This window comes from Joostella atrarenae, assembly GCF_021764745.1.
Classification (GTDB): Bacteria; Bacteroidota; Bacteroidia; order Flavobacteriales; family Flavobacteriaceae; genus Galbibacter; species Galbibacter atrarenae.
Map to the genome: position 1 here is coordinate 480,665 of NZ_JAETXX010000001.1, position 18,478 is coordinate 499,142.

The 18,478-nt window shown below is 31.8% G+C and carries 14 protein-coding genes; 5 read left to right on the top strand and 9 right to left on the bottom strand.

Features of this window, described 5'->3' with window-relative positions:
• Positions 1-29: 29 nt before the first annotated feature.
• From mnmG to JM658_RS02150, 3 genes are all read right to left on the bottom strand, one after another.
• Positions 30-1,901, bottom strand: a complete 1,872-nt coding sequence (mnmG, locus tag JM658_RS02140) for a tRNA uridine-5-carboxymethylaminomethyl(34) synthesis enzyme MnmG (protein WP_236957579.1) — start codon at positions 1,899-1,901, stop codon at positions 30-32.
• A 176-nt stretch (positions 1,902-2,077) separates the two neighbouring features.
• Positions 2,078-2,488 carry an rRNA maturation RNase YbeY gene (gene ybeY / locus JM658_RS02145; RefSeq protein WP_236957580.1) on the bottom strand — a complete coding sequence of 137 codons (411 nt, stop codon included), beginning with the start codon at positions 2,486-2,488 and terminating at the stop codon, positions 2,078-2,080.
• Entirely contained in the window at positions 2,481-5,840 is a 3,360-nt protein-coding gene (locus tag JM658_RS02150) for a DUF4175 family protein (RefSeq protein WP_236957581.1), read from the bottom strand. The genes ybeY and JM658_RS02150 overlap by 8 nt, the downstream gene beginning before the upstream one ends.
• A gap of 232 nt (positions 5,841-6,072) precedes the next feature.
• On the opposite strand from JM658_RS02150, the gene JM658_RS02155 reads away from it, so the two are divergent.
• Positions 6,073-6,945, top strand: coding sequence for a DUF808 domain-containing protein (locus tag JM658_RS02155; RefSeq protein ID WP_236957582.1), 873 nt, complete (start codon positions 6,073-6,075; stop codon positions 6,943-6,945).
• A gap of 17 nt (positions 6,946-6,962) precedes the next feature.
• On the opposite strand, the gene JM658_RS02160 is transcribed toward JM658_RS02155, so the two are convergent.
• Positions 6,963-7,484, bottom strand: coding sequence for a hypothetical protein (locus JM658_RS02160; RefSeq protein ID WP_236957583.1), 522 nt, complete (start codon positions 7,482-7,484; stop codon positions 6,963-6,965).
• Positions 7,485-7,597: 113 nt separating this feature from the next.
• On the opposite strand from JM658_RS02160, the gene JM658_RS02165 reads away from it, so the two are divergent.
• Both JM658_RS02165 and JM658_RS02170 read left to right on the top strand, forming a co-directional pair.
• Positions 7,598-8,470 (top strand): helix-turn-helix domain-containing protein, encoded by an 873-nt coding sequence (locus JM658_RS02165; protein WP_236957584.1) that lies wholly within the window; start codon positions 7,598-7,600, stop codon positions 8,468-8,470.
• A 142-nt stretch (positions 8,471-8,612) separates the two neighbouring features.
• A complete protein-coding gene (locus JM658_RS02170; RefSeq protein ID WP_236957585.1) occupies positions 8,613-9,785 on the top strand; it encodes a C1 family peptidase in 1,173 nt (390 codons plus the stop codon).
• Positions 9,786-9,926: 141 nt separating this feature from the next.
• Here the strand turns inward: JM658_RS02170 and JM658_RS02175 are convergent, their stop codons facing one another.
• Entirely contained in the window at positions 9,927-12,314 is a 2,388-nt protein-coding gene (locus JM658_RS02175) for a glycoside hydrolase family 95 protein (RefSeq protein WP_236957586.1), read from the bottom strand.
• 234 nt (positions 12,315-12,548) lie between these two features.
• Here JM658_RS02175 and gltX point away from each other — a divergent pair, with 234 nt between their 5' ends.
• Both gltX and JM658_RS02185 read left to right on the top strand, forming a co-directional pair.
• Positions 12,549-14,108 carry a glutamate--tRNA ligase gene (gene gltX, locus JM658_RS02180; protein ID WP_236957587.1) on the top strand — a complete coding sequence of 520 codons (1,560 nt, stop codon included), beginning with the start codon at positions 12,549-12,551 and terminating at the stop codon, positions 14,106-14,108.
• Positions 14,109-14,299: 191 nt separating this feature from the next.
• The gene (locus JM658_RS02185; RefSeq protein WP_236957588.1) at positions 14,300-15,238 is read left to right on the top strand and encodes an SPFH domain-containing protein; all 939 of its coding nucleotides are present in this window, start codon (positions 14,300-14,302) and stop codon (positions 15,236-15,238) included.
• A 112-nt stretch (positions 15,239-15,350) separates the two neighbouring features.
• Here the strand turns inward: JM658_RS02185 and JM658_RS02190 are convergent, their stop codons facing one another.
• The 4 genes from JM658_RS02190 to JM658_RS02205 all read right to left on the bottom strand — a co-directional run bounded on the left by JM658_RS02190 (position 15,351) and on the right by JM658_RS02205 (position 18,204).
• Positions 15,351-15,554, bottom strand: coding sequence for a DUF6327 family protein (locus tag JM658_RS02190; protein ID WP_236957589.1), 204 nt, complete (start codon positions 15,552-15,554; stop codon positions 15,351-15,353).
• Positions 15,555-15,634: 80 nt separating this feature from the next.
• A complete protein-coding gene (locus JM658_RS02195) occupies positions 15,635-15,988 on the bottom strand; it encodes a phage holin family protein (protein WP_236957590.1) in 354 nt (117 codons plus the stop codon).
• 10 nt (positions 15,989-15,998) lie between these two features.
• The gene (locus JM658_RS02200) at positions 15,999-16,349 is read right to left on the bottom strand and encodes a YtxH domain-containing protein (RefSeq protein WP_236957591.1); all 351 of its coding nucleotides are present in this window, start codon (positions 16,347-16,349) and stop codon (positions 15,999-16,001) included.
• A gap of 172 nt (positions 16,350-16,521) precedes the next feature.
• A complete protein-coding gene (locus JM658_RS02205; RefSeq protein ID WP_236957592.1) occupies positions 16,522-18,204 on the bottom strand; it encodes a glutamine--tRNA ligase/YqeY domain fusion protein in 1,683 nt (560 codons plus the stop codon).
• Positions 18,205-18,478: the final 274 nt, after the last annotated feature.

Consider the following 18,478-nt stretch of genomic DNA (forward strand, 5'->3'; position numbering starts at 1 on the left):
TTATAAATATTTTTAAATCTTCTTAGAATTTATCTCCCCATGTAAACTAATAATACACTAATATCACTTGGAGAAACCCCACTAATTCTTGAAGCTTGTGAAAGTGTTCTTGGTCTTATCTTTTTTAATTTTTCTGTAGCTTCAAACGATAAAGATTTTAATTTACTGTAATCAAAATTTTCAGGTATTTTGATATCTTCTAGTCTATTTAATTTAGCTGCGTTATTCTTTTCTTTATTTATATAACCAGAATATTTTACCTGTATTTCTGTTTGATCTAATACTTCTTGATCCAATTCATTTTCCTTGATATAAGTATCTACTTCTTCAACCTTTCTAATTAGATCTAACGTAATATTTGGTCTTGCCAATATTTTAAACATCTTATCAGATTGTTTCATTGGAGAAGAATCTACCTCCTGTAAAATTGGATTTATAACTTCAGGCTTAACACTTGTTTCTTTAAAGAAGTTTACAAATGCATTAGAAAGATCTTGCTTTCTTTCCATACGTTTTAGTTGCTCCTCTGATGCTAATCCTATCTCAAAACTTTTAGGAGTTAATCTTAAATCAGCATTATCTTGTCTTAATAGAGTTCTGTATTCTGCTCGAGAAGTAAACATACGGTAAGGTTCTTCTGTTCCTTTTGTAATTAAATCATCAATTAAAACACCTATGTAAGCTTCATCTCTGTTTAATATAAAAGCATCTCTTTCTTGTACTTTTAAACTAGCATTTATTCCAGCCATTAATCCTTGAGAAGCTGCTTCTTCATATCCTGTTGTTCCATTAATTTGTCCAGCAAAATATAAACCATCTACAAGTTTAGTTTCTAATGTATGTCTTAATTGTGTAGGAGGGAAGTAGTCATATTCAATAGCATATCCTGGTCTAAAGAATTTCACATTTTCAAATCCAGCAACAGAACGTAAAGCTTTAAATTGTACGTCTTCTGGTAATGAAGTTGAGAATCCATTTATGTAATATTCTACTGTATCCCATCCTTCTGGTTCTACAAATAATTGATGTCTATCTTTATCCGCAAAACGGTTTATTTTATCTTCAATGGAAGGACAATATCTTGGACCTGTACTTTTAATTCTACCATTAAACATTGGTGATCTATCAAAACCTTCACGCAGTAAATCATGAACTTCATTACTGGTGTAAGACATATGACAATCTCTTTGTTTTGTTAGTGGTTTTGTTTTGTTTGAATAAGAGAATTTCTCTGGTCTTTCATCTCCAGGTTGGATAGTCATTTTACTAAAATCTAAAGATCTTCCATCCACACGTGGAGGAGTTCCTGTCTTCATTCTTCCAGCTTCAAAACCTACATTAATTAAATCTTCAGTAATTCCAGTTGCTGCTCTTTCTCCTGCACGTCCTCCACCAAAATTCTTTTCTCCAATATGAATAAGTCCGTTTAAAAAAGTACCATTTGTAAGTACAACAGACTTACTTCTTACTTCAATTCCTAAAGAAGTTTTTACACCTTTTACCTTACCATTTTCGATGATAAGACCAGAAACCATCTCTTGGTAGAAATCAAGATTTTTAGTTTGCTCCAGCATCAATCGCCATTCTTCAGCAAATCTCATTCGATCACTTTGCACTCTTGGAGACCACATTGCAGGACCTTTAGATTTGTTAAGCATCTTAAATTGAATGGCAGTTCTATCTGAAACAATTCCAGAATATCCTCCAATTGCATCAATTTCCCTAACAATTTGTCCTTTTGCAATTCCACCCATTGCAGGATTACAAGACATTTGTGCAATGTTTTGTAAGCTCATTGTAATAAGCAGGGTAGAGGATCCCATATTGGCTGCCGCAGCTGCTGCTTCAGAACCTGCGTGTCCACCACCTACAACAATAACATCATATTCTTTATCAAACATAAATAATGAATTTCTAAATTATATTACCTCCCATTAATGGGATTTATATCTTGAGGTTTCCCTCTAATCAATAAAATTTTATAATTAAACGCTGTGGGCTCGCCACTAGGTTTTCGATTCGTTCCACGTGAAACTGCTTCGGAAACCCTTGCTATTTCACTAATCTTTCGTGTAGTCTATTTAAATAATGCGATTTTCTCTTCTTCCTTTTCTCGCATTAATTTACTGTCCTCTTGGCTTTTGTCTTTATATCCGCAGTAATGTAAAATACCATGAGCCATTACTCGTTTTAATTCAGTATCAAAAGCAACATTATATTCGTCGGCATTTTCTGTAACCCTTTCAATAGAAATAAAAATATCCCCAGAAATCGTATGCACATCAGAATAATCAAAACTAATAATATCTGTAAGCGTATCGTGATTTAAATAATCAACATTTATTTTGTGTAGATATGTATCGTCACAAAATATGTAATTGATCTCACCGACTTCCTTGTTTTCAGATGTAATACTTTCTTGTATCCAATCTATAAAACGATCTTCATTTTCAATCTTAAATTCGGTCTCGTAATTAAAACTAATCATCTTCTTTAAAATAAGCGTTTACTTTTTGCTTGTAATTTTGCCGCAAAGGTAAGGCTTGTCTGTTTAATATTTCAACTTCATTAAAATATTGTTGTATTTCAGGTAAATTATTGGTAGACGGGTTTTTAAACTCTTTATTATTGGTGTTACTTTCGCGTTGTTCTTTCTGTCCTTGTTGGAATGATGCATCTTCCATTTTTAGCAATTGATGCTGTAATTGCATCATTTTTTGTTGCGTTGCATTATTAAATCCTTTTTCTAGCAAATCATTCTCAATTTGCTCCATTTGTTTAGCTAATGCCTTTGCTTGATTTTGTGCACCAGCTCCTTTTAAATTCTTTAATTGCTGTTCTAAAGCATTTCTCAATTGCTGTTGTTGCTTGTATATTTCAAAGAGTTCTCCAGACATTTGTTCATTTCCTAAGCCTCCTTTTTTCTGTTCGCCGTTTTCTTTCTCACCATTTTCTCCGCCTTCTTTACTTCCTTCACCTTTATTTTCCCCCTCTTTTCCTTTCTTCATTCCTTCTTCCATTTGTTTATTTAACTGCTCTTGAGATTGAATAATATCTGGTAGCTGAAAATTTTTATTTCCTTTTCCTCCTTTTCCCGATTGCATACTTTGTTGCATATTATCTGCTACTTCACTTAAAAAATCTGCTAACTCATTTGTTGCAGTAAGTGTATATTGCTGATGAGAAATTCCTTGATAATATTGATTTTCGGCAAATTGTTCTAACGTTTTATCTATATTATAATAAATGTCTTCAATGTTTCCATTTATCTTTTCAGATAGTTTTGGTTGCCTTAATGAGAGTGCAAAAAGACTATCATCCACATGTTCAAATACCGATCGTAATTCATTTTGCTTTTTTAAATATACCGAAAGGTTTGAGCTCTGTCTATCATACTCCTGAATTCGTTCCATTATCGTTTCTTGATCAAAAGAAAATACCAGTAGGTTATCCAATATTTGACGGAGCATTTCCATATCCTCTTCCATACTTTCTTCACCGCCGGCTTGCATCATTGCTTGCATTTGTTCAGCCATTTCTTCCATCTTTTTGGCCGCATTTTCTTGCTTTTTCTTCGCATCATTTTCCGACTCACTACTTTCGCTTTCCATGCTATCACTGCTAGACTCTTGCTCTTCCTTTTCCTGTAATTTTTCAGTAGCGTTCTCTTGTTCAGATTTTACTTCTTCTTCTAATTCTTTATCCGTTCCTAAGTCCATAGGTTTTTGCAATTCTTTATTTTGCTCTTCTAAACCTTCAATATCTTCTTGGATTTTCTCGAATTCTTGATTTAGTTTTTCTTGCTGTTCAACAGTATTTTCTTTCCCTTTTTTTGTTGATAGATCTTCTTGTTTTTTAGCCAATTCTTCTAAATCATTTTTAATTTTTTCTGCTTTAGCCGATGTATAATACCGTTTGGTCAGTTCTAAAATTTGCTCCAAACTTCTGCTGTCTTTTTTCTGCTGTTTTGCTAATTGTTCTAAACGTTCTGCTAATTCTTCTTTGTTTATTTTATCAGAGATTTCCTTTAACTCCTTCATTAACTTTTCGTTCTTTTCGAGTTCTTTTTTCTGACGTTCTAAACGCTCTTTAAGCAGCTCATTGAATTCTGATTCTTCCTTATTTTCTTTCTGAAACTCTTCAAGATTCTGTTGTAAATCTTCATGGAATTTCTTCATCATTTGATCTTGCTGTTGTTGTCTTTCTAGATAGTTCTCAATTTTCTTTTGATCATTAAAATTCAACTGACTCTTTTGCTTATTAGTTTCAGAAATTTTTTCTAATTGCTTTTCTTGCTCTTCAATAGTGCCAAGAGACTTTTCCATTTCCTTTATATTCTCTTGTTGCTGCTTTAATTGCTCATCTTTTAAAGCACTTTTTGTTAATTTTCGGTACCCATAAACATTGCTTTTAGATTTCTTACCTCCATGAATGGCGTCATTATCACTTACTTCAAAATAAAATTCATAATCTATACCTTCTTTTAGAGGAAGATTTTCGGGAAATATATAGGCAAACCTATCGTAGCTTCCCTTTTTAATGGGAATTTCAACTTTATTAATACTATCTGTTCCTCTAGGATAATAGGCTACAGTTAATTTTTGCAGTCCATAATCATCAGAGACTTGTCCGATATAAATCTTTTTATTTGTTCGTAAACTGTCTATTTTCTCGGTGACTTTTATATCGGGATATTGATCTTTAACTACAGAAAGGGAGAACCCTAACTTTTCATAATCTTTTAGATTTTTATTGCTAGTGGCTATGGTATAATTAATATTCGAATAGATTTTTTTAGACAGAGAAAATGCATCAGACTTCTTTTCAAAATTTAAAATAGTATCCTTTAGTTTTAGTGAAACAGCATCTGTCTTCGCTGTTTTTAATTGCCAATTTATAGTTGTTCCTTCCGGAATAGTTGCATTTCCAGTACTTTTTATAGTTTCTGATTTTTTACCAGTATACCTAGGATGCTCAACAAACATTTCAAAAGAAAGTAAGGAAGGCGTTGGTATTATTTCTAGGGTATAAGGAATTGAAGTAATATCGTTGGCTACTAATTTAAAATCAATATTTTTTTTAGGTTGGGTAAATACATATTCAAATTTACCTAACTCTTTTTGCTGCATTAAAAATGGACTCCCATCTATTGTTATTTGTACATTTTCTGGAATTACATTTCCTGCAGTATTTACGTGCAAAGTATAGGCTTGTCCTTCTATGGCTTGAAGCGAATCATTCATTATAAAAAACCTAAATGGCGCTGGTGGCTCATAAGCTGTTTTATAATCTATTACACGTTTGTAACTATCTGTAAATAAATTACTTTTATCTAAAAATATAACAATCAGTATAAAAAATAATGGAATTATTGCATACCAAACATATTTTAAACTGCTTTTAAAGTTTATAGCAAGTTGAAAGGGGATTGGAGTCAGATTTTCGCTTTTCTGTTCGATGCTAGCCAAAAGTAAATCTGATTTTTCACTGTTTTCAGATAATTGTAATATGTTTAGCAACTTATCATTTACAGTTGGGAAATGATTTCCAATAATCTCAGATGCTTTTTTATAATCTATACCCTTTCTAATTTTAAATAGGTAGGATAGCGGACTCACAATAAATTTTAGAAATAAAAACACTTCGACAGCAATAAAAAGCCAAAACAAAATAAGGCGACCAGTAATGCCGAACCATATAAAATATTCCAATAAAACCGTCGATATAAAATACAATAATCCGATACCGATAAATAGTAAAACCCCTTTTATCAGTTCGTTGGTATAGTATTTTCGTAAGAAACCTTCTAATTTCAGCTTTATTTTTTGCAGTGCGCTCATTCGTTATTATTGGGTATGCTTAAATTTTATGACTTTTGAAAGTAATAAAAATCGATTAAAAAATATTTAATGTAAATTATGAATTTTAAGCGAGTTAGAAAATAGCTATCGCTTAGGTGGTTTTTTAAGATCTCTATTGATAATAAATTGAGTATAAAACAAAACCGAAGACCTTGTTTGGTTTTCAAATAAATAAAACTCTATTTTTATACAGAATTTTAATTTCTAAAATATGGCATCAGGAATTTTTGCAATTCTCGACGATATCGCTACACTCATGGACGATGTAGCTGCAATGAGTAAAATAGCTGCTAAAAAAACAGCAGGAATATTGGGAGATGATTTAGCTGTAAATGCAGAAAAAGCTTCTGGTTTTGCGTCATCAAGAGAGATTCCTGTTCTTTGGGCAATTACCAAAGGATCTTTATTAAATAAACTGATTATTCTGCCTATTGCTTTCTTATTGAGTGCATTTTTACCTTTGGCTATTGATATTATTTTAATAATTGGAGGTGTTTATTTAGCTTTTGAAGGTGCAGAAAAGATATATCATTACTTCGTTCCTCATCATAATTCAAAAACGGAAGAACTTAAAGAAGTTCAAACAAAAGAGGAAATTTTAGCAGTAGAAAAAGAGCGTATTAAGTCGGCCATTGTAACCGATTTTATCCTTTCCATAGAAATTGTAATCATTGCTTTAGGCACAGTAACTAAAGAACCTATTTTGGAGCAAATTCTTGTGGTAAGTGTAATTGCACTTATTGCAACGGTTGGAGTTTACGGAATTGTAGCACTAATAGTAAGAATGGATGAAGCAGGTTATAAACTAATTGCAAAGAGCAAAAGTGAAACTAGTTTTTTACATAACTTCGGCCAGTTGCTTGTAAATGCTTTACCAAAAGTGATTAAAGCCCTTAGTATTATTGGTACCATTGCTTTATTATTGGTTGCAGGAGGAATTTTTAATCATATTGAGTTTATGCATGATTTATACCCTTCGGTACCAGGTATTATTAAAGATTTCCTTGTTGGTTTTATTGTTGGTTTTGTAGCATTATTTTTATTTCAAATAGGGCAAAAAATATATCAGAAAATAGCAAAGTAAGTTAACATCAGAAGATTCTAATCATTTTCTTTATTTATGCTTTTTATAGCGGTGCTTAGTTTCAAATTAGTTTTTGTTAAGGTGTTATTTTTATGATATATTTTATATCCTCTATTTTGAATGATTTTGATAACGTCTTTTCTTTCAGAAAGGAATTCACCATATATAAAATCATGATTTTTTTGAAGTGCTATATTTTCTACTTTTCGGAATAATTCTTCAACAGCTTGAATATCACTATAAAATAACTTATTGATATACATAGGTTTTTTAGCTTGTTCTAATTTAATATCTAATCTAGGAAATGTATTTATTTCAATACTTCCTATAGGATTTTGATTATTAAACACCATGAGTGTTTGAATAGAAAAATCATTTTGACTTCTTGAAAATGATGACATTTTGTAAGTATTTTCTATGTAAGAATTCAACTCATCTTGTTGTTTTCCATTTTTATACAAATCTTTATACTGAATTTTGGCTTGAGATATAATCCATGAAGCATATTTTTCTTCTAGTACAACATATTTTGTGTTCATATTATTTCGTTTAATGAGATTAAAATATTTTATACAAAGCTATTAGAACTATTAAAAAATATATTGAATAAAACACGTAATTAATTGTACTTTTAGGACATTATATTTCTTATATGAAGAATACTCCTATTTTAAGCCTTTCTGATATATTCAGTAATAACGAAGATTATTTTTATATAAATAGCTTGTCTTCTCATTTTAAATCTCATTTTAAAATTATAGAAAAGGCACATAAGCATGATTTTTACTTTTGTGTATTCTTTAAAGAAGGTATTGGTACTCATGAAATAGATTTTAAAACTTATAATATAAAACCAAGAAGTTTATTTTTACTCCGCCCAGGGCAAATCCATTCATGGCAATTTAATTCACCTCCAAAAGGATATATTTTATTACATACAAAGGAATTTATCGAATTTCCTTTTGTTAAAGAATATCTAGAAAGTTATCCGTTCTATAAATTTAATAAAGAGCCAGTATTGTATTTGACTAAAGAAGAAGCATCTAACATTGAAATTTACTATGAAAAATTATTCTTAGAGTTTTCTGATAATAAAATATATAAAAACGAGATCCTCAATGCGTTTGTTAAAATCATATATATTGAAGCTGCTAGATTATTTAATAATCCCACAATAAATAAGAAACATATTCCCTCTAGATATTTTAAAGTTTTAAACTTACTTGAAAGTATGATTGAAAATGATTTTAAAACTAAAAAGAATGCTAGTTTTTATTCAAATGAGCTCCATATAACAACAAAACACTTAAATAGAATTGTAAATAATACTTTATCAAAAACCACATCAGAAATCATCAATGAAAGAGTCATTTTAGAAGCTAAACGGTTAATTGCACATACAAATTATACTCTTAAGTATATAAGTGAAGAATTAGGTTATGATGATTATGCATATTTTTCGAGATTTTTTAAAAGCAAAACAGATTTCACACCATCTCAGTTCAAAAACAAATATAAAGTTTGATATATTTTAATAGCTCCATACTTTTTTAAATGATTAGAAACTAGTTAAATAACATCGGCTCCAATAATAACATTCTTACAAAAATTTTAAGAATACAGTGTTTATTTATTCGGTACCTTGCTTCGTTTAAAATTTATAACCCATGAATAAGTTTATCGTAGCAGCGGCGGCTGCAGTAATTTCGGTTGGAGTACAAGCCCAAGACGATCTTATTAAATCGCTAGATGGAAACGCAAGTTTAACGGCCAAAGAAGGTTTTATGTTCGAACCCATTGTTAATTTGGAAAGAACATCCGTTAAAAATCAAGGTAGTAGCGGTACATGTTGGAGTTACTCCGGAAATTCTTTTTTAGAATCTGAAATGATCCGTGAAGGGAAACAACCTGTGGATATTTCAGAAATATACACCGCACGTTGTGTTTATATTGAAAAGGCTAAAAATTATGTCCGTATGCACGGAAATTTAGGCTGGGGAGATGGAGGAGAGCTTCATGACGTTATCAATATTTACAAAAAATATGGAGCACTTCCGCAAGAAGTTTACAGCGGATTAAATTACGGTACAGATACCAATCGTTTTGGAGAGATGCAATCTGCATTAAAAGGTTTATTAGACGGTGTTATTCAGAATAAAAATGGAAAATTAACGCCAAATTGGATTACTGCTTTTACTGCTGTTTTAGATAGTTATTTAGGGCAAGTTCCAGAATCTTTTGAATATAAAGGGAAAACGTATACTCCACAAAGTTTTGCTAATGAGGTTATTGGAGTAAAAGCAGATGAGTATATCGAATTAACTTCCATTCCAAATGAGCCTCTCTATGAAGATGTTTTTTTAGCAGTTCCAGATAATTGGAGCTTTGATTATGCTTATAATGTAAGTACAAACGATTTAATTTCTACAATTGATAATGCTCTAAATAATGGTTATACCGTTGGTTGGGCTGCAGATGTAAGTGAGAAATATTTTAGTTGGAAAAATGGAATCGCATATGTTCCAGAAATAGAATATTCTGAGATGACTCCAGAAGAGCGCGAAACTTTATTTAATGGGCCTAAGGAAGAATTAAAAATTACGCCAGAATTAAGACAACAAGCTTTTGATAATTATTCTACAACAGACGATCATGCTATGCAAATTGTAGGTAAAGCGAAGGATCAAAACAATAAAGAATACTATATTATTAAAAATTCTTGGGGTACAAAAAATGACTATAATGGTTATTTATATGTTACCAAAAATTATGTAATGTATAAAACTACTGCATTGTTACTTAATAAAGGGGGAGTTCCAAAATCTATCCTTAAAGGTTAAGCCTAAAAATATTCTTTTAATCAAAAAGGAGCGCAATCGGTATAAATAAACGATTGCGCTCCTTTTTGATTTTGGTTACCTATCTAAGATTAATTTCTTACTATTTATTTTTGCTTCTGTAATTATTCATTTGAATATAAATCATTCAACCTCCATAGTTCTGGTTTCATTAGCTTCAAAATCGAAATCCCATTTTTTATCATTATAAATCACTGAAACCGAATTTTTATCATTTGATTTAATGGTGAAGGAAGTTAATTTATTGTGCTCCCAATTCATGGCAATTTCAAAATTTCCACGAGCTATTAATCCAGAAATACTTCCTTTATCCCAAGAATCTGGAAGTGCAGGTAACAGTCTAATTGTTTCTTTTTCATAAGATTGCATTAACATTTCTGCTATCCCAGCTGTGGTTCCTAAGTTTCCATCTATTTGAAAAACTCTCCTTCCTATTAAATCAAATAAATTAGGACTTACTTGATGTTTTAGTAACTCGTTTGCATGGTGTAAAGCCGTGTTTCCATCCAATAAACGAGCATAGAAATTGATCGTCCAAGCACGACTCCATCCAGTTTGGCCACCTCCAGATTCTAATCTTTTGTCAATAGTTTTCTTAGCCGCATTAAAGTAATTAGTATTACTAGGCGCAAATTGATTTGATGGATATAAAGCATACAAATGAGAAACATGGCGGTGAGCAGGATCTACATCTTCATAATCATAATACCATTCTTGGATTGTTCCATCTTTACCAATTTTAATTTCTGGTAATTTTGGTAATGCTTTTTTAATTTTATCTGAAAGATGATTAATTCCAAGTATTTTTTCAGCTTCTAAACAGGTGGAAAACATATCATTAATAATTTCAATATCTATTGTAGAAGCAACTGTATTTGTATAGTGTTTTCCCGTTTCTGGGTCGATATACCTGTTTTCTGGAGAATAGGAAGGAGAAGTTACCAATTCTCCTTTTTTATTTTCGATTAAAAAGTCCAGAATAAACTGTGTTGCCCCTTCAATTATTGGATAATTTTTCTTCAAATAATCAATGTTTTTTGTGTATTGGTAGTGTCTCCACAATGATAAAGACATCCATGCTCCCGCCAAAGGAAATGAATATCCGTTTGCCACTTGTGAACCAATTGTAGACCCAGAGGGAGTAGTTCTTCCATAAGGATTTGCCACATGATGTGCTACCCAGCCTTTAGAACCAATAAACTTATCTGCAGTAATTTTTCCTGCTTCTGCCAAGCGTTCCATATAATTGGTTAGCGGAACAAAAGTTTCTGATAAGTTAGTAACATCAGCTGGCCAATAATTCATTTGTAAATTTATATTTAGATGAAAATCGGCTTCCCAAGCTGCCCACATTTCATTGCTCCATATTCCTTGAAGATTAGCGGGTAATTTCGCTTTAAAAGCAGCACTACTTGCTAGTAAATACCGTCCATATTGAAAGAAAAGTACATTTAGATACGGATGAGAATTACCTTCATTTATATTCTTTAATCGGATGTCCGTTGGGATTGTATCTTCTGTAAAATCTCCAAGATTAAACTCAACGCGATTCATTAGTTCAGAAAAGGTTGGAATATGTTTATTTTTAGCCGCTTCGAAAGTTATATCACTTGCATTTTTAATAGTTTCATGCACTATTTTATTTGCATCTACAGAATCATCAAAATTTAATAGCGCTAAATTATAGTTTGTTGCGGCACCAATAATAAGGGTAAACTTCTTAGTGTCTTTTATCTGAAGACTGTTATTTAGTCCTTCACTTACTTCACCAGAAGAAGTAATTACTTTTACATCAGAAGCAAATTTTAAATGATAACCACCTTTACCAGAACCTCCTGCATTGTCATCATATCCTTCAGGATCGTCAAATATCTGACCTTTAATTGAAATCGTATTGTTATTTATAACGGCTTGTTTAATATCTTTTTCTCTCTCAAAATGTACCTCGCATGAAGTGGCATTTCCTTCTAAAACTTCAAACTGATAAAAAATAACATCATAAGCGCTAGAAATAAAGCTCTGGCGTCTGTATTTATTTTCCCCGATTGTATAAGTAACTGTATTAATACCATTTTCTATGTTTAATTCTCGCTTATAATTGGTTGCTGAATCACCATGATTAAATTTTAAAAATACATTTCCCAAAGGCTCATAAGAACGAATAGAAGTTGGAGAAGCTGCTAAATATTTCTTCCCAAATGCTGCTGCTTCGTCATATTTTCCTTCAAGATTAAGGCGTTGGTATTCTTTATAATTTGACTTTATATTTTTTGGATAAGGATTTTCTGGAGCTCCAGCCCAAATACTCTCTTCATTAAGTTGTAATTGCGCTGTTTCTACACCTCCAAAAGCCATTGCACCCAACCTTCCATTTCCTATAGGCAGTGCTTCCAACCATTTTTTAGCGGGTTGATTGTACCAAAGTTTGAGATCACTTTTTTGTTCCTGAGAATATGAGTTTTGGAATACTAATGTGGTAAATAGCAATAAAAAACAAAGGCGATTTATCATATTTATTGGTTGTTATGGTTAATTCTCTCTATAAATGTAATTAATACATTTTTATGTTCACGCTTCTATGTTATTTTCTTTCTTTTAATTATTCGCTTTTCGAGTTAATTCATTGCTATTGCTGCGTTGTATATGTTTCTTCTTATAGAATTTTAATTCTTAGCTGCCCAACATCATTATAAGATAACTTCGTTACTCAATTGAAATGAAGTATCTTTGCCAAAAATTTAAGTGATGAGTACAAAAGTGCGTGTGCGTTTTGCACCTAGTCCAACAGGACCGCTGCATATTGGTGGTGTTAGAACTGCTTTGTTTAATTATTTGTTTGCCAAAAAACACGGTGGAGATTTTATTTTGCGAATTGAAGATACCGACCAAAATAGATATGTAGAAGGAGCGGAGCAATATATTATAGATTCGTTGAAATGGTTAAATATTCCTTTTGATCAAGGGCCAGGTTCTTCTAATGAAATAGAAGAGAAATACGGACCTTTCCGCCAGAGTGAACGTAAGAATCTTTATAAAGCTTATGCCGATCAGTTAATCGAAAACGGTTGGGCATATTATGCTTTTGATACTGCTGAAGAATTAGATGCACATCGTTCGGAACACGAAGCTCAAGGAAAAACATTTATTTATAATTGGCATAATCGCTTAAAACTCAATAATTCGTTAGCACTTTCTTCGGAAGAAGTTGAAAAACGAATTGCTGCTGGTGAAGATCATGTTATTCGTTTTAAATCTCCTCAAGATGAAAAGTTACACCTGCAAGATATAATTCGTGGTGACATCGAAATTGATACGAATATTTTAGATGATAAAGTATTATTTAAAAGTGATGGTATGCCTACATATCATTTGGCTAATATTGTAGATGATCATTTAATGGAAATTTCTCACGTTATCCGTGGAGAAGAATGGTTACCGTCTATGGCATTACACGTATTATTATATCGTGCTTTTGATTGGCAAGCGCCTCAATTTGCTCATTTACCACTTATTTTAAAACCAACAGGAAAAGGTAAGTTAAGTAAACGTGATGGGGATAAATTAGGTTTCCCAGTTTTCCCTATGGAATGGAAAGATCCAGCAACTGGCGATGTTTCACGTGGATATAAAGAAGATGGTTATTTTAATGATGCTGTGATTAACTTCCTTGCATTTTTAGGATGGAATCCAGGAACAGAACAAGAGATCTTTAGCTTAGATGAGTTAATAAATGCTTTTGAACTTGAAAAGGTTCATAAATCTGGAGCACGTTTTGACCCTGATAAAACCAATTGGTATAATCATCAATACCTTCAACAAAAAGAAGATAAGCGTTTAGCTGAAGATTTTATAGAAATTATTAAAAGTGATGAAGCCATTTCTGCTGAAGTAGAAAAAGCGGGTACTTCTTTATCTTTAGAATTTGTTGAGCAAGTTGTTGCTTCAATAAAAGAAAGAGCTAATTTTGTTTCTGATTTTTGGGAGCTGAGTAACTTTTTCTTCGTATCTCCATCATCGTATGATGAAAAAGCTTGTAAAAAGCAATGGAAGGAAAATACCAATGAGTATATGAATGAATTAGCGGAGGTGATTAATGGTATCGACGATTTTTCTTCTGAAAACATTGAAGCTGTAGTTAAACAGTGGATTACCGATAAAGAATTAGGTTTCGGAAAAATAATGGCTCCTTTACGTCTAGCTTTGGTAGGGGAATTAAAAGGGCCACATGTTTTTGATATTATTTCTCTTATAGGAAAACAAGAAACTGTGAATCGTTTACACAAAGCTGTAGCGGTTTTAGGATAAACAGATAGTTTTTACTTTATAAATAACCCCAATTGTGTTCTTTTCACGATTGGGGTTTATTTTTATAATTCCTTCAGAAGTAAGAAAAGTCTTTTATTAAATTTTCAGTATAAATTATTTTCTAGCTATCCGTGTAAAATTCTCTATTTATTTGTAATTTACATGAATAAACTTGATAAATTTTATATCCTATGTATTTTTTAATACCTATTGCATTCTTCGGAATGATTATTCTTTTTAGCGCCTTTTTTGTGGTGAAGCAGCAAACTGCTGTAACTGTTGAACGTTTCGGAAAGTTTCACAGTATTCGTAATTCCGGATTACATTTAAAAATTCCTTTAGTAGATCGTATTGCTGGTCGTCTGAGCTTAAAAATTCAGCAACTAGATGTTATTGTAGAAACCAAAACATTGGATGATGTTTTTGTTAAGCTTAAAATATCTGTGCAATATGTTGTTTTAAAAAGTAAAATATATGAAGCTTTTTATCAATTAGAATATCCACATGAGCAGATTACTTCTTATGTATTTGATGTAGTTCGTGCTGAAGTTCCTAAAATGAAGTTGGATGATGTTTTTGTGAAAAAAGATGATATTGCGATTGCCGTAAAAGAAGAATTACAAGACGCGATGCTAGATTACGGTTATGACATCATTAAAACACTTGTAACAGACATAGACCCTGATGCACAGGTTAAGGAAGCTATGAACAGAATTAATGCCTCAGAACGCGAGAAAATAGCTGCTCAATTTGAAGGGGATGCTGCTAGAATCTTAATTGTAGAAAAAGCAAAAGCGGAAGCAGAAAGTAAAAGACTTCAAGGACAAGGTATTGCCGATCAACGTCGTGAAATTGCTCGTGGATTAGAAGAATCTGTAGAAGTACTAAATAAAGTAGGAATCAATTCTCAAGAAGCTTCTGCATTGATTGTTGTTACTCAGCATTATGATACACTTCAATCTATTGGTGAGGAAACGAATAGTAATCTTATTTTATTACCTAACTCGCCACAAGCTGGAAGTGATATGTTGAATAATATGGTTGCTTCTTTTTCTGCAAGTAATCAGATAGGGGAGGCGATGAAGCGCCAACGTGAAGAACAAGATAACGGGAACGCTAAGAAGAAATAAGTTTTAAGTCAAATACTTAGCAAACAAAAAGGGTTGTTGAAATTAATTTCAACAACCCTTTTTTCTTCCTTCTACATCATCTTCAACGTAATCTAAGCTTGGGAAGATATTTTTATTTGAAGAGTTTCTTTGATAGTTTTAAGGCGAGTACATTTTTAATAACAAAATTTGCAGCCTTACCAACCACACTTAAAAACCCAAGATCTTCTTTTAAACCGTTATAGTTCAATTTGATTTCCTCCTTAGAAATATCCTTCTTAAGACGGAGTATCTTTAGGTCTTTATCAATCTCTTCAAAAGAAGTATAAACTTTCATATTTTTTTAGTGTTATAAAATAAGTTGGTATTAAAATTTAAATCAGCGATTTAAGACGTTAGTCTAGATTATTTCAAGGTCTAATCTTCGTCAAAAAAGTCGCTAGATGCTTTCATTAATACTTTTCTCTCTATAGTTTTTCTAAAGCCATAATAAACAATTACAGCAATTAGAATGTAAGAAGCCCCAAGGATTAAAAATCCTAACCCTAAGTTGTCTAACCAAGCGCCTAAAAATAAAGCGATGGAAAAAGTAAGCAAAAGCATGGCTCCAAAAAGGATTGCTCCAATGATTATAAAAGTAATCATTGAAGTAGTCCCTTTAGTTAATTTTTTAAATGCACTTAAACGATAGTAGTCATAATTAGTTTCCAAGAATTCTTGGGCGCTTTTATTAAGGCCTTCTACGTTATCTGATATGTTGTTTAAAGACATAAATTATTGTCTATTTTGTTGCGTTACTTACTTCCTTTTGAAGTTTTGCATTTTTAGATCTTAAGTCTTCTAACTTTTCTTCTAGTGCTACAAGAATATCATCTGCTTTGTAGCTCATTGTAGATAATGTATCTTCCAATTTAGCTTCAAACTCTACTCTTGCCTTATCAGCTTTACTTCCTAATTGAGAAGTTGTTTTTTTTAGCTGTTTTTCTAACTCTTTCTGAGTCTTTTTAGCATTTTTCTTTATGTTTTTTCTTGTAACATCACCTTTTTCTGGAGCATATAAGATACCTATCCCAGCACCAATTGCTGCTCCTGTTAATAATGCTAATAGTGTATTTCCTGTGTTGCTTGACATAATTGTATGAATTGAATTTATAATATGTGTTAATTGATAGTATCTAAGATACATAAAATGAGAGAATTTTACGAATAAAATACTGTAATTAGCCTATTATTAACACTGTATGTTAAAGAAATAAAAAAAGCACCCTATAAAGGATGCTTTTAGAATATAATTTATATTTATTTTAGGACTTATCTAATTTTGCCCAGCTATCGCGAAGTCCTACTGTTTTATTAAAAACAATATTGTCTTTTGTAGAATCTTTATCTACACTGAAATAGCCTATTCTCTGAAACTGGAAATGATCACCAGCTTCCGCAGTATTAATACTAGGCTCTATATACCCTTTAATTACAGTAAGTGAATTTGGATTTAAAAACTCCATAAAATCCTTTCCTTCATGTCGGTCTGGCTCTGCTTCTGTAAATAAACGATCATATTGGCGCACTTCTACTTCTGTTGCGTGTGGTATAGAAACCCAATGTAGCGTACCTTTTACCTTACGTTGGCTTTCTTCGGTTCCACTTCCACTTTTACTCAACGGATCGTAAGTACAATGAACTTCTATAATATTACCTTCATCATCTTTTATAGCCTTTTCAGCTTTTATAATGTAAGCACCCTTTAATCGAACTTCTCCTCCTAATTTTAAACGGAAGAATTTTCTGTTTGCTTCTTCTCTAAAATCTTCTTGCTCAATGTATATTTCTCTTGAAAAAGGAACTTTTCTGTAAGTAAGTACTTCTGCTTCAGGATTGTTCTCTGTTTCAATATACTCATCGGTATTTTCAGGATAGTTAGTTATAACAACCTTTAGAGGATTTAAAACAGCCATAATACGTGGCGATTTCTTATTTAAATCTTCACGTGCATGAAATTCTAATAAAGAAACATCAATAAGGTTGTCTCTTTTTGCAATACCGATAGTTTTAGCAAAATTCTTTATAGATTCAGGAGTATATCCTCTTCTTCTAAGTCCAGAAATAGTTGGCATTCTTGGATCGTCCCAACCGTTTACAACACCTTCTTCTACCAAACGAAGTAATTTTCGCTTACTAACAATAGTATGACTTAAATTTCTTCTAGCAAATTCGCGCTGTTTTGGTTGCACTTTAGAAGGTTCTGTAACTTGTTCTAAAAACCAGTTGTATAATTCACGGTGCATCCCAAATTCTAAAGTACAAAAGGAGTGAGATACTTGCTCAATATAATCGCTTTCTCCATGTGTCCAGTCGTACATCGGATAAATACACCAATCGGTATTTGTTCTATGATGAGCTTTGTGTAGAATACGATACATAATTGGGTCTCGCATCAACATATTTGACGAACTCATATCTATTTTAGCACGTAATACATGTGCTCCAGAATCAAATTCCCCATTTTTCATACGTTGAAAAAGGTCTAAGTTTTCTTCTACGGAACGATTTCTGTATGGACTGTCGGTTCCAGGAGTTGTAGGAGTTCCTTTTTGAGCTGCTATTTCTTCTGAAGTCTGACTATCAACATATGCCTTTCCATTTTTAATAAATTCTACAGCCCAATCGAATAATTGCTGAAAATAGTCGGATGCATAACGCTCTTCTTTCCATTCATAGCCTAGCCATTCTACATCTCGCTTAATAGCATCTACATATTCTTGTTCTTCTTTGGCTGGATTTGTATCGTCAAACCTAAGATTTACAGGAGCATTATATCTTTCTCCAAGACCAAAGTTTAAACATATAGAACTTGCGTGCCCTATGTGTAAATAACCATTTGGTTCAGGAGGAAAACGAAAACGTAATTTCTCCTTATCGAAGCCCTCTTTAATGTCGTCTTCAATAATATGCTCGATAAAATTTAATGATTTTTCTTCTTCTGCCATTTTATATAAAACTTATGCTTGCAAAATTACGTAAATTTTACAGTGATTTTTAATGTTCATGCCTATTTAAATAGTGGAACTCCGTCAGGAGGTATGAAATTTCGTTAAATAAATCAATTCCTTTTGTTTTAAACAAGAATTTATCAGCAAAAAGAGCTTATTTTTCATTTTTTTAACCTCAAAATTTCGAGTTATTAACAATTTTAAAGCTGTTTTTCTTTTAATTGATGAAAAGCAAAAACTTCTAAAAACCGCTGTATTTGTGGGGATAATA

What these genes read in the sequence shown, in the direction of transcription:
- mnmG (WP_236957579.1), bottom strand. Translation starts at nt 1,901, where the DNA reads ATGTTTGATAAAGAATATGATGTTATTGTTGTAGGTGGTGGACACGCA.
- ybeY (WP_236957580.1), bottom strand. Translation starts at nt 2,488, where the DNA reads ATGATTAGTTTTAATTACGAGACCGAATTTAAGATTGAAAATGAAGAT.
- JM658_RS02150 (WP_236957581.1), bottom strand. Translation starts at nt 5,840, where the DNA reads ATGAGCGCACTGCAAAAAATAAAGCTGAAATTAGAAGGTTTCTTACGA.
- JM658_RS02155 (WP_236957582.1), top strand. Translation starts at nt 6,073, where the DNA reads ATGGCATCAGGAATTTTTGCAATTCTCGACGATATCGCTACACTCATG.
- JM658_RS02160 (WP_236957583.1), bottom strand. Translation starts at nt 7,484, where the DNA reads ATGAACACAAAATATGTTGTACTAGAAGAAAAATATGCTTCATGGATT.
- JM658_RS02165 (WP_236957584.1), top strand. Translation starts at nt 7,598, where the DNA reads ATGAAGAATACTCCTATTTTAAGCCTTTCTGATATATTCAGTAATAAC.
- JM658_RS02170 (WP_236957585.1), top strand. Translation starts at nt 8,613, where the DNA reads ATGAATAAGTTTATCGTAGCAGCGGCGGCTGCAGTAATTTCGGTTGGA.
- JM658_RS02175 (WP_236957586.1), bottom strand. Translation starts at nt 12,314, where the DNA reads ATGATAAATCGCCTTTGTTTTTTATTGCTATTTACCACATTAGTATTC.
- gltX (WP_236957587.1), top strand. Translation starts at nt 12,549, where the DNA reads ATGAGTACAAAAGTGCGTGTGCGTTTTGCACCTAGTCCAACAGGACCG.
- JM658_RS02185 (WP_236957588.1), top strand. Translation starts at nt 14,300, where the DNA reads ATGTATTTTTTAATACCTATTGCATTCTTCGGAATGATTATTCTTTTT.
- JM658_RS02190 (WP_236957589.1), bottom strand. Translation starts at nt 15,554, where the DNA reads ATGAAAGTTTATACTTCTTTTGAAGAGATTGATAAAGACCTAAAGATA.
- JM658_RS02195 (WP_236957590.1), bottom strand. Translation starts at nt 15,988, where the DNA reads ATGTCTTTAAACAACATATCAGATAACGTAGAAGGCCTTAATAAAAGC.
- JM658_RS02200 (WP_236957591.1), bottom strand. Translation starts at nt 16,349, where the DNA reads ATGTCAAGCAACACAGGAAATACACTATTAGCATTATTAACAGGAGCA.
- JM658_RS02205 (WP_236957592.1), bottom strand. Translation starts at nt 18,204, where the DNA reads ATGGCAGAAGAAGAAAAATCATTAAATTTTATCGAGCATATTATTGAA.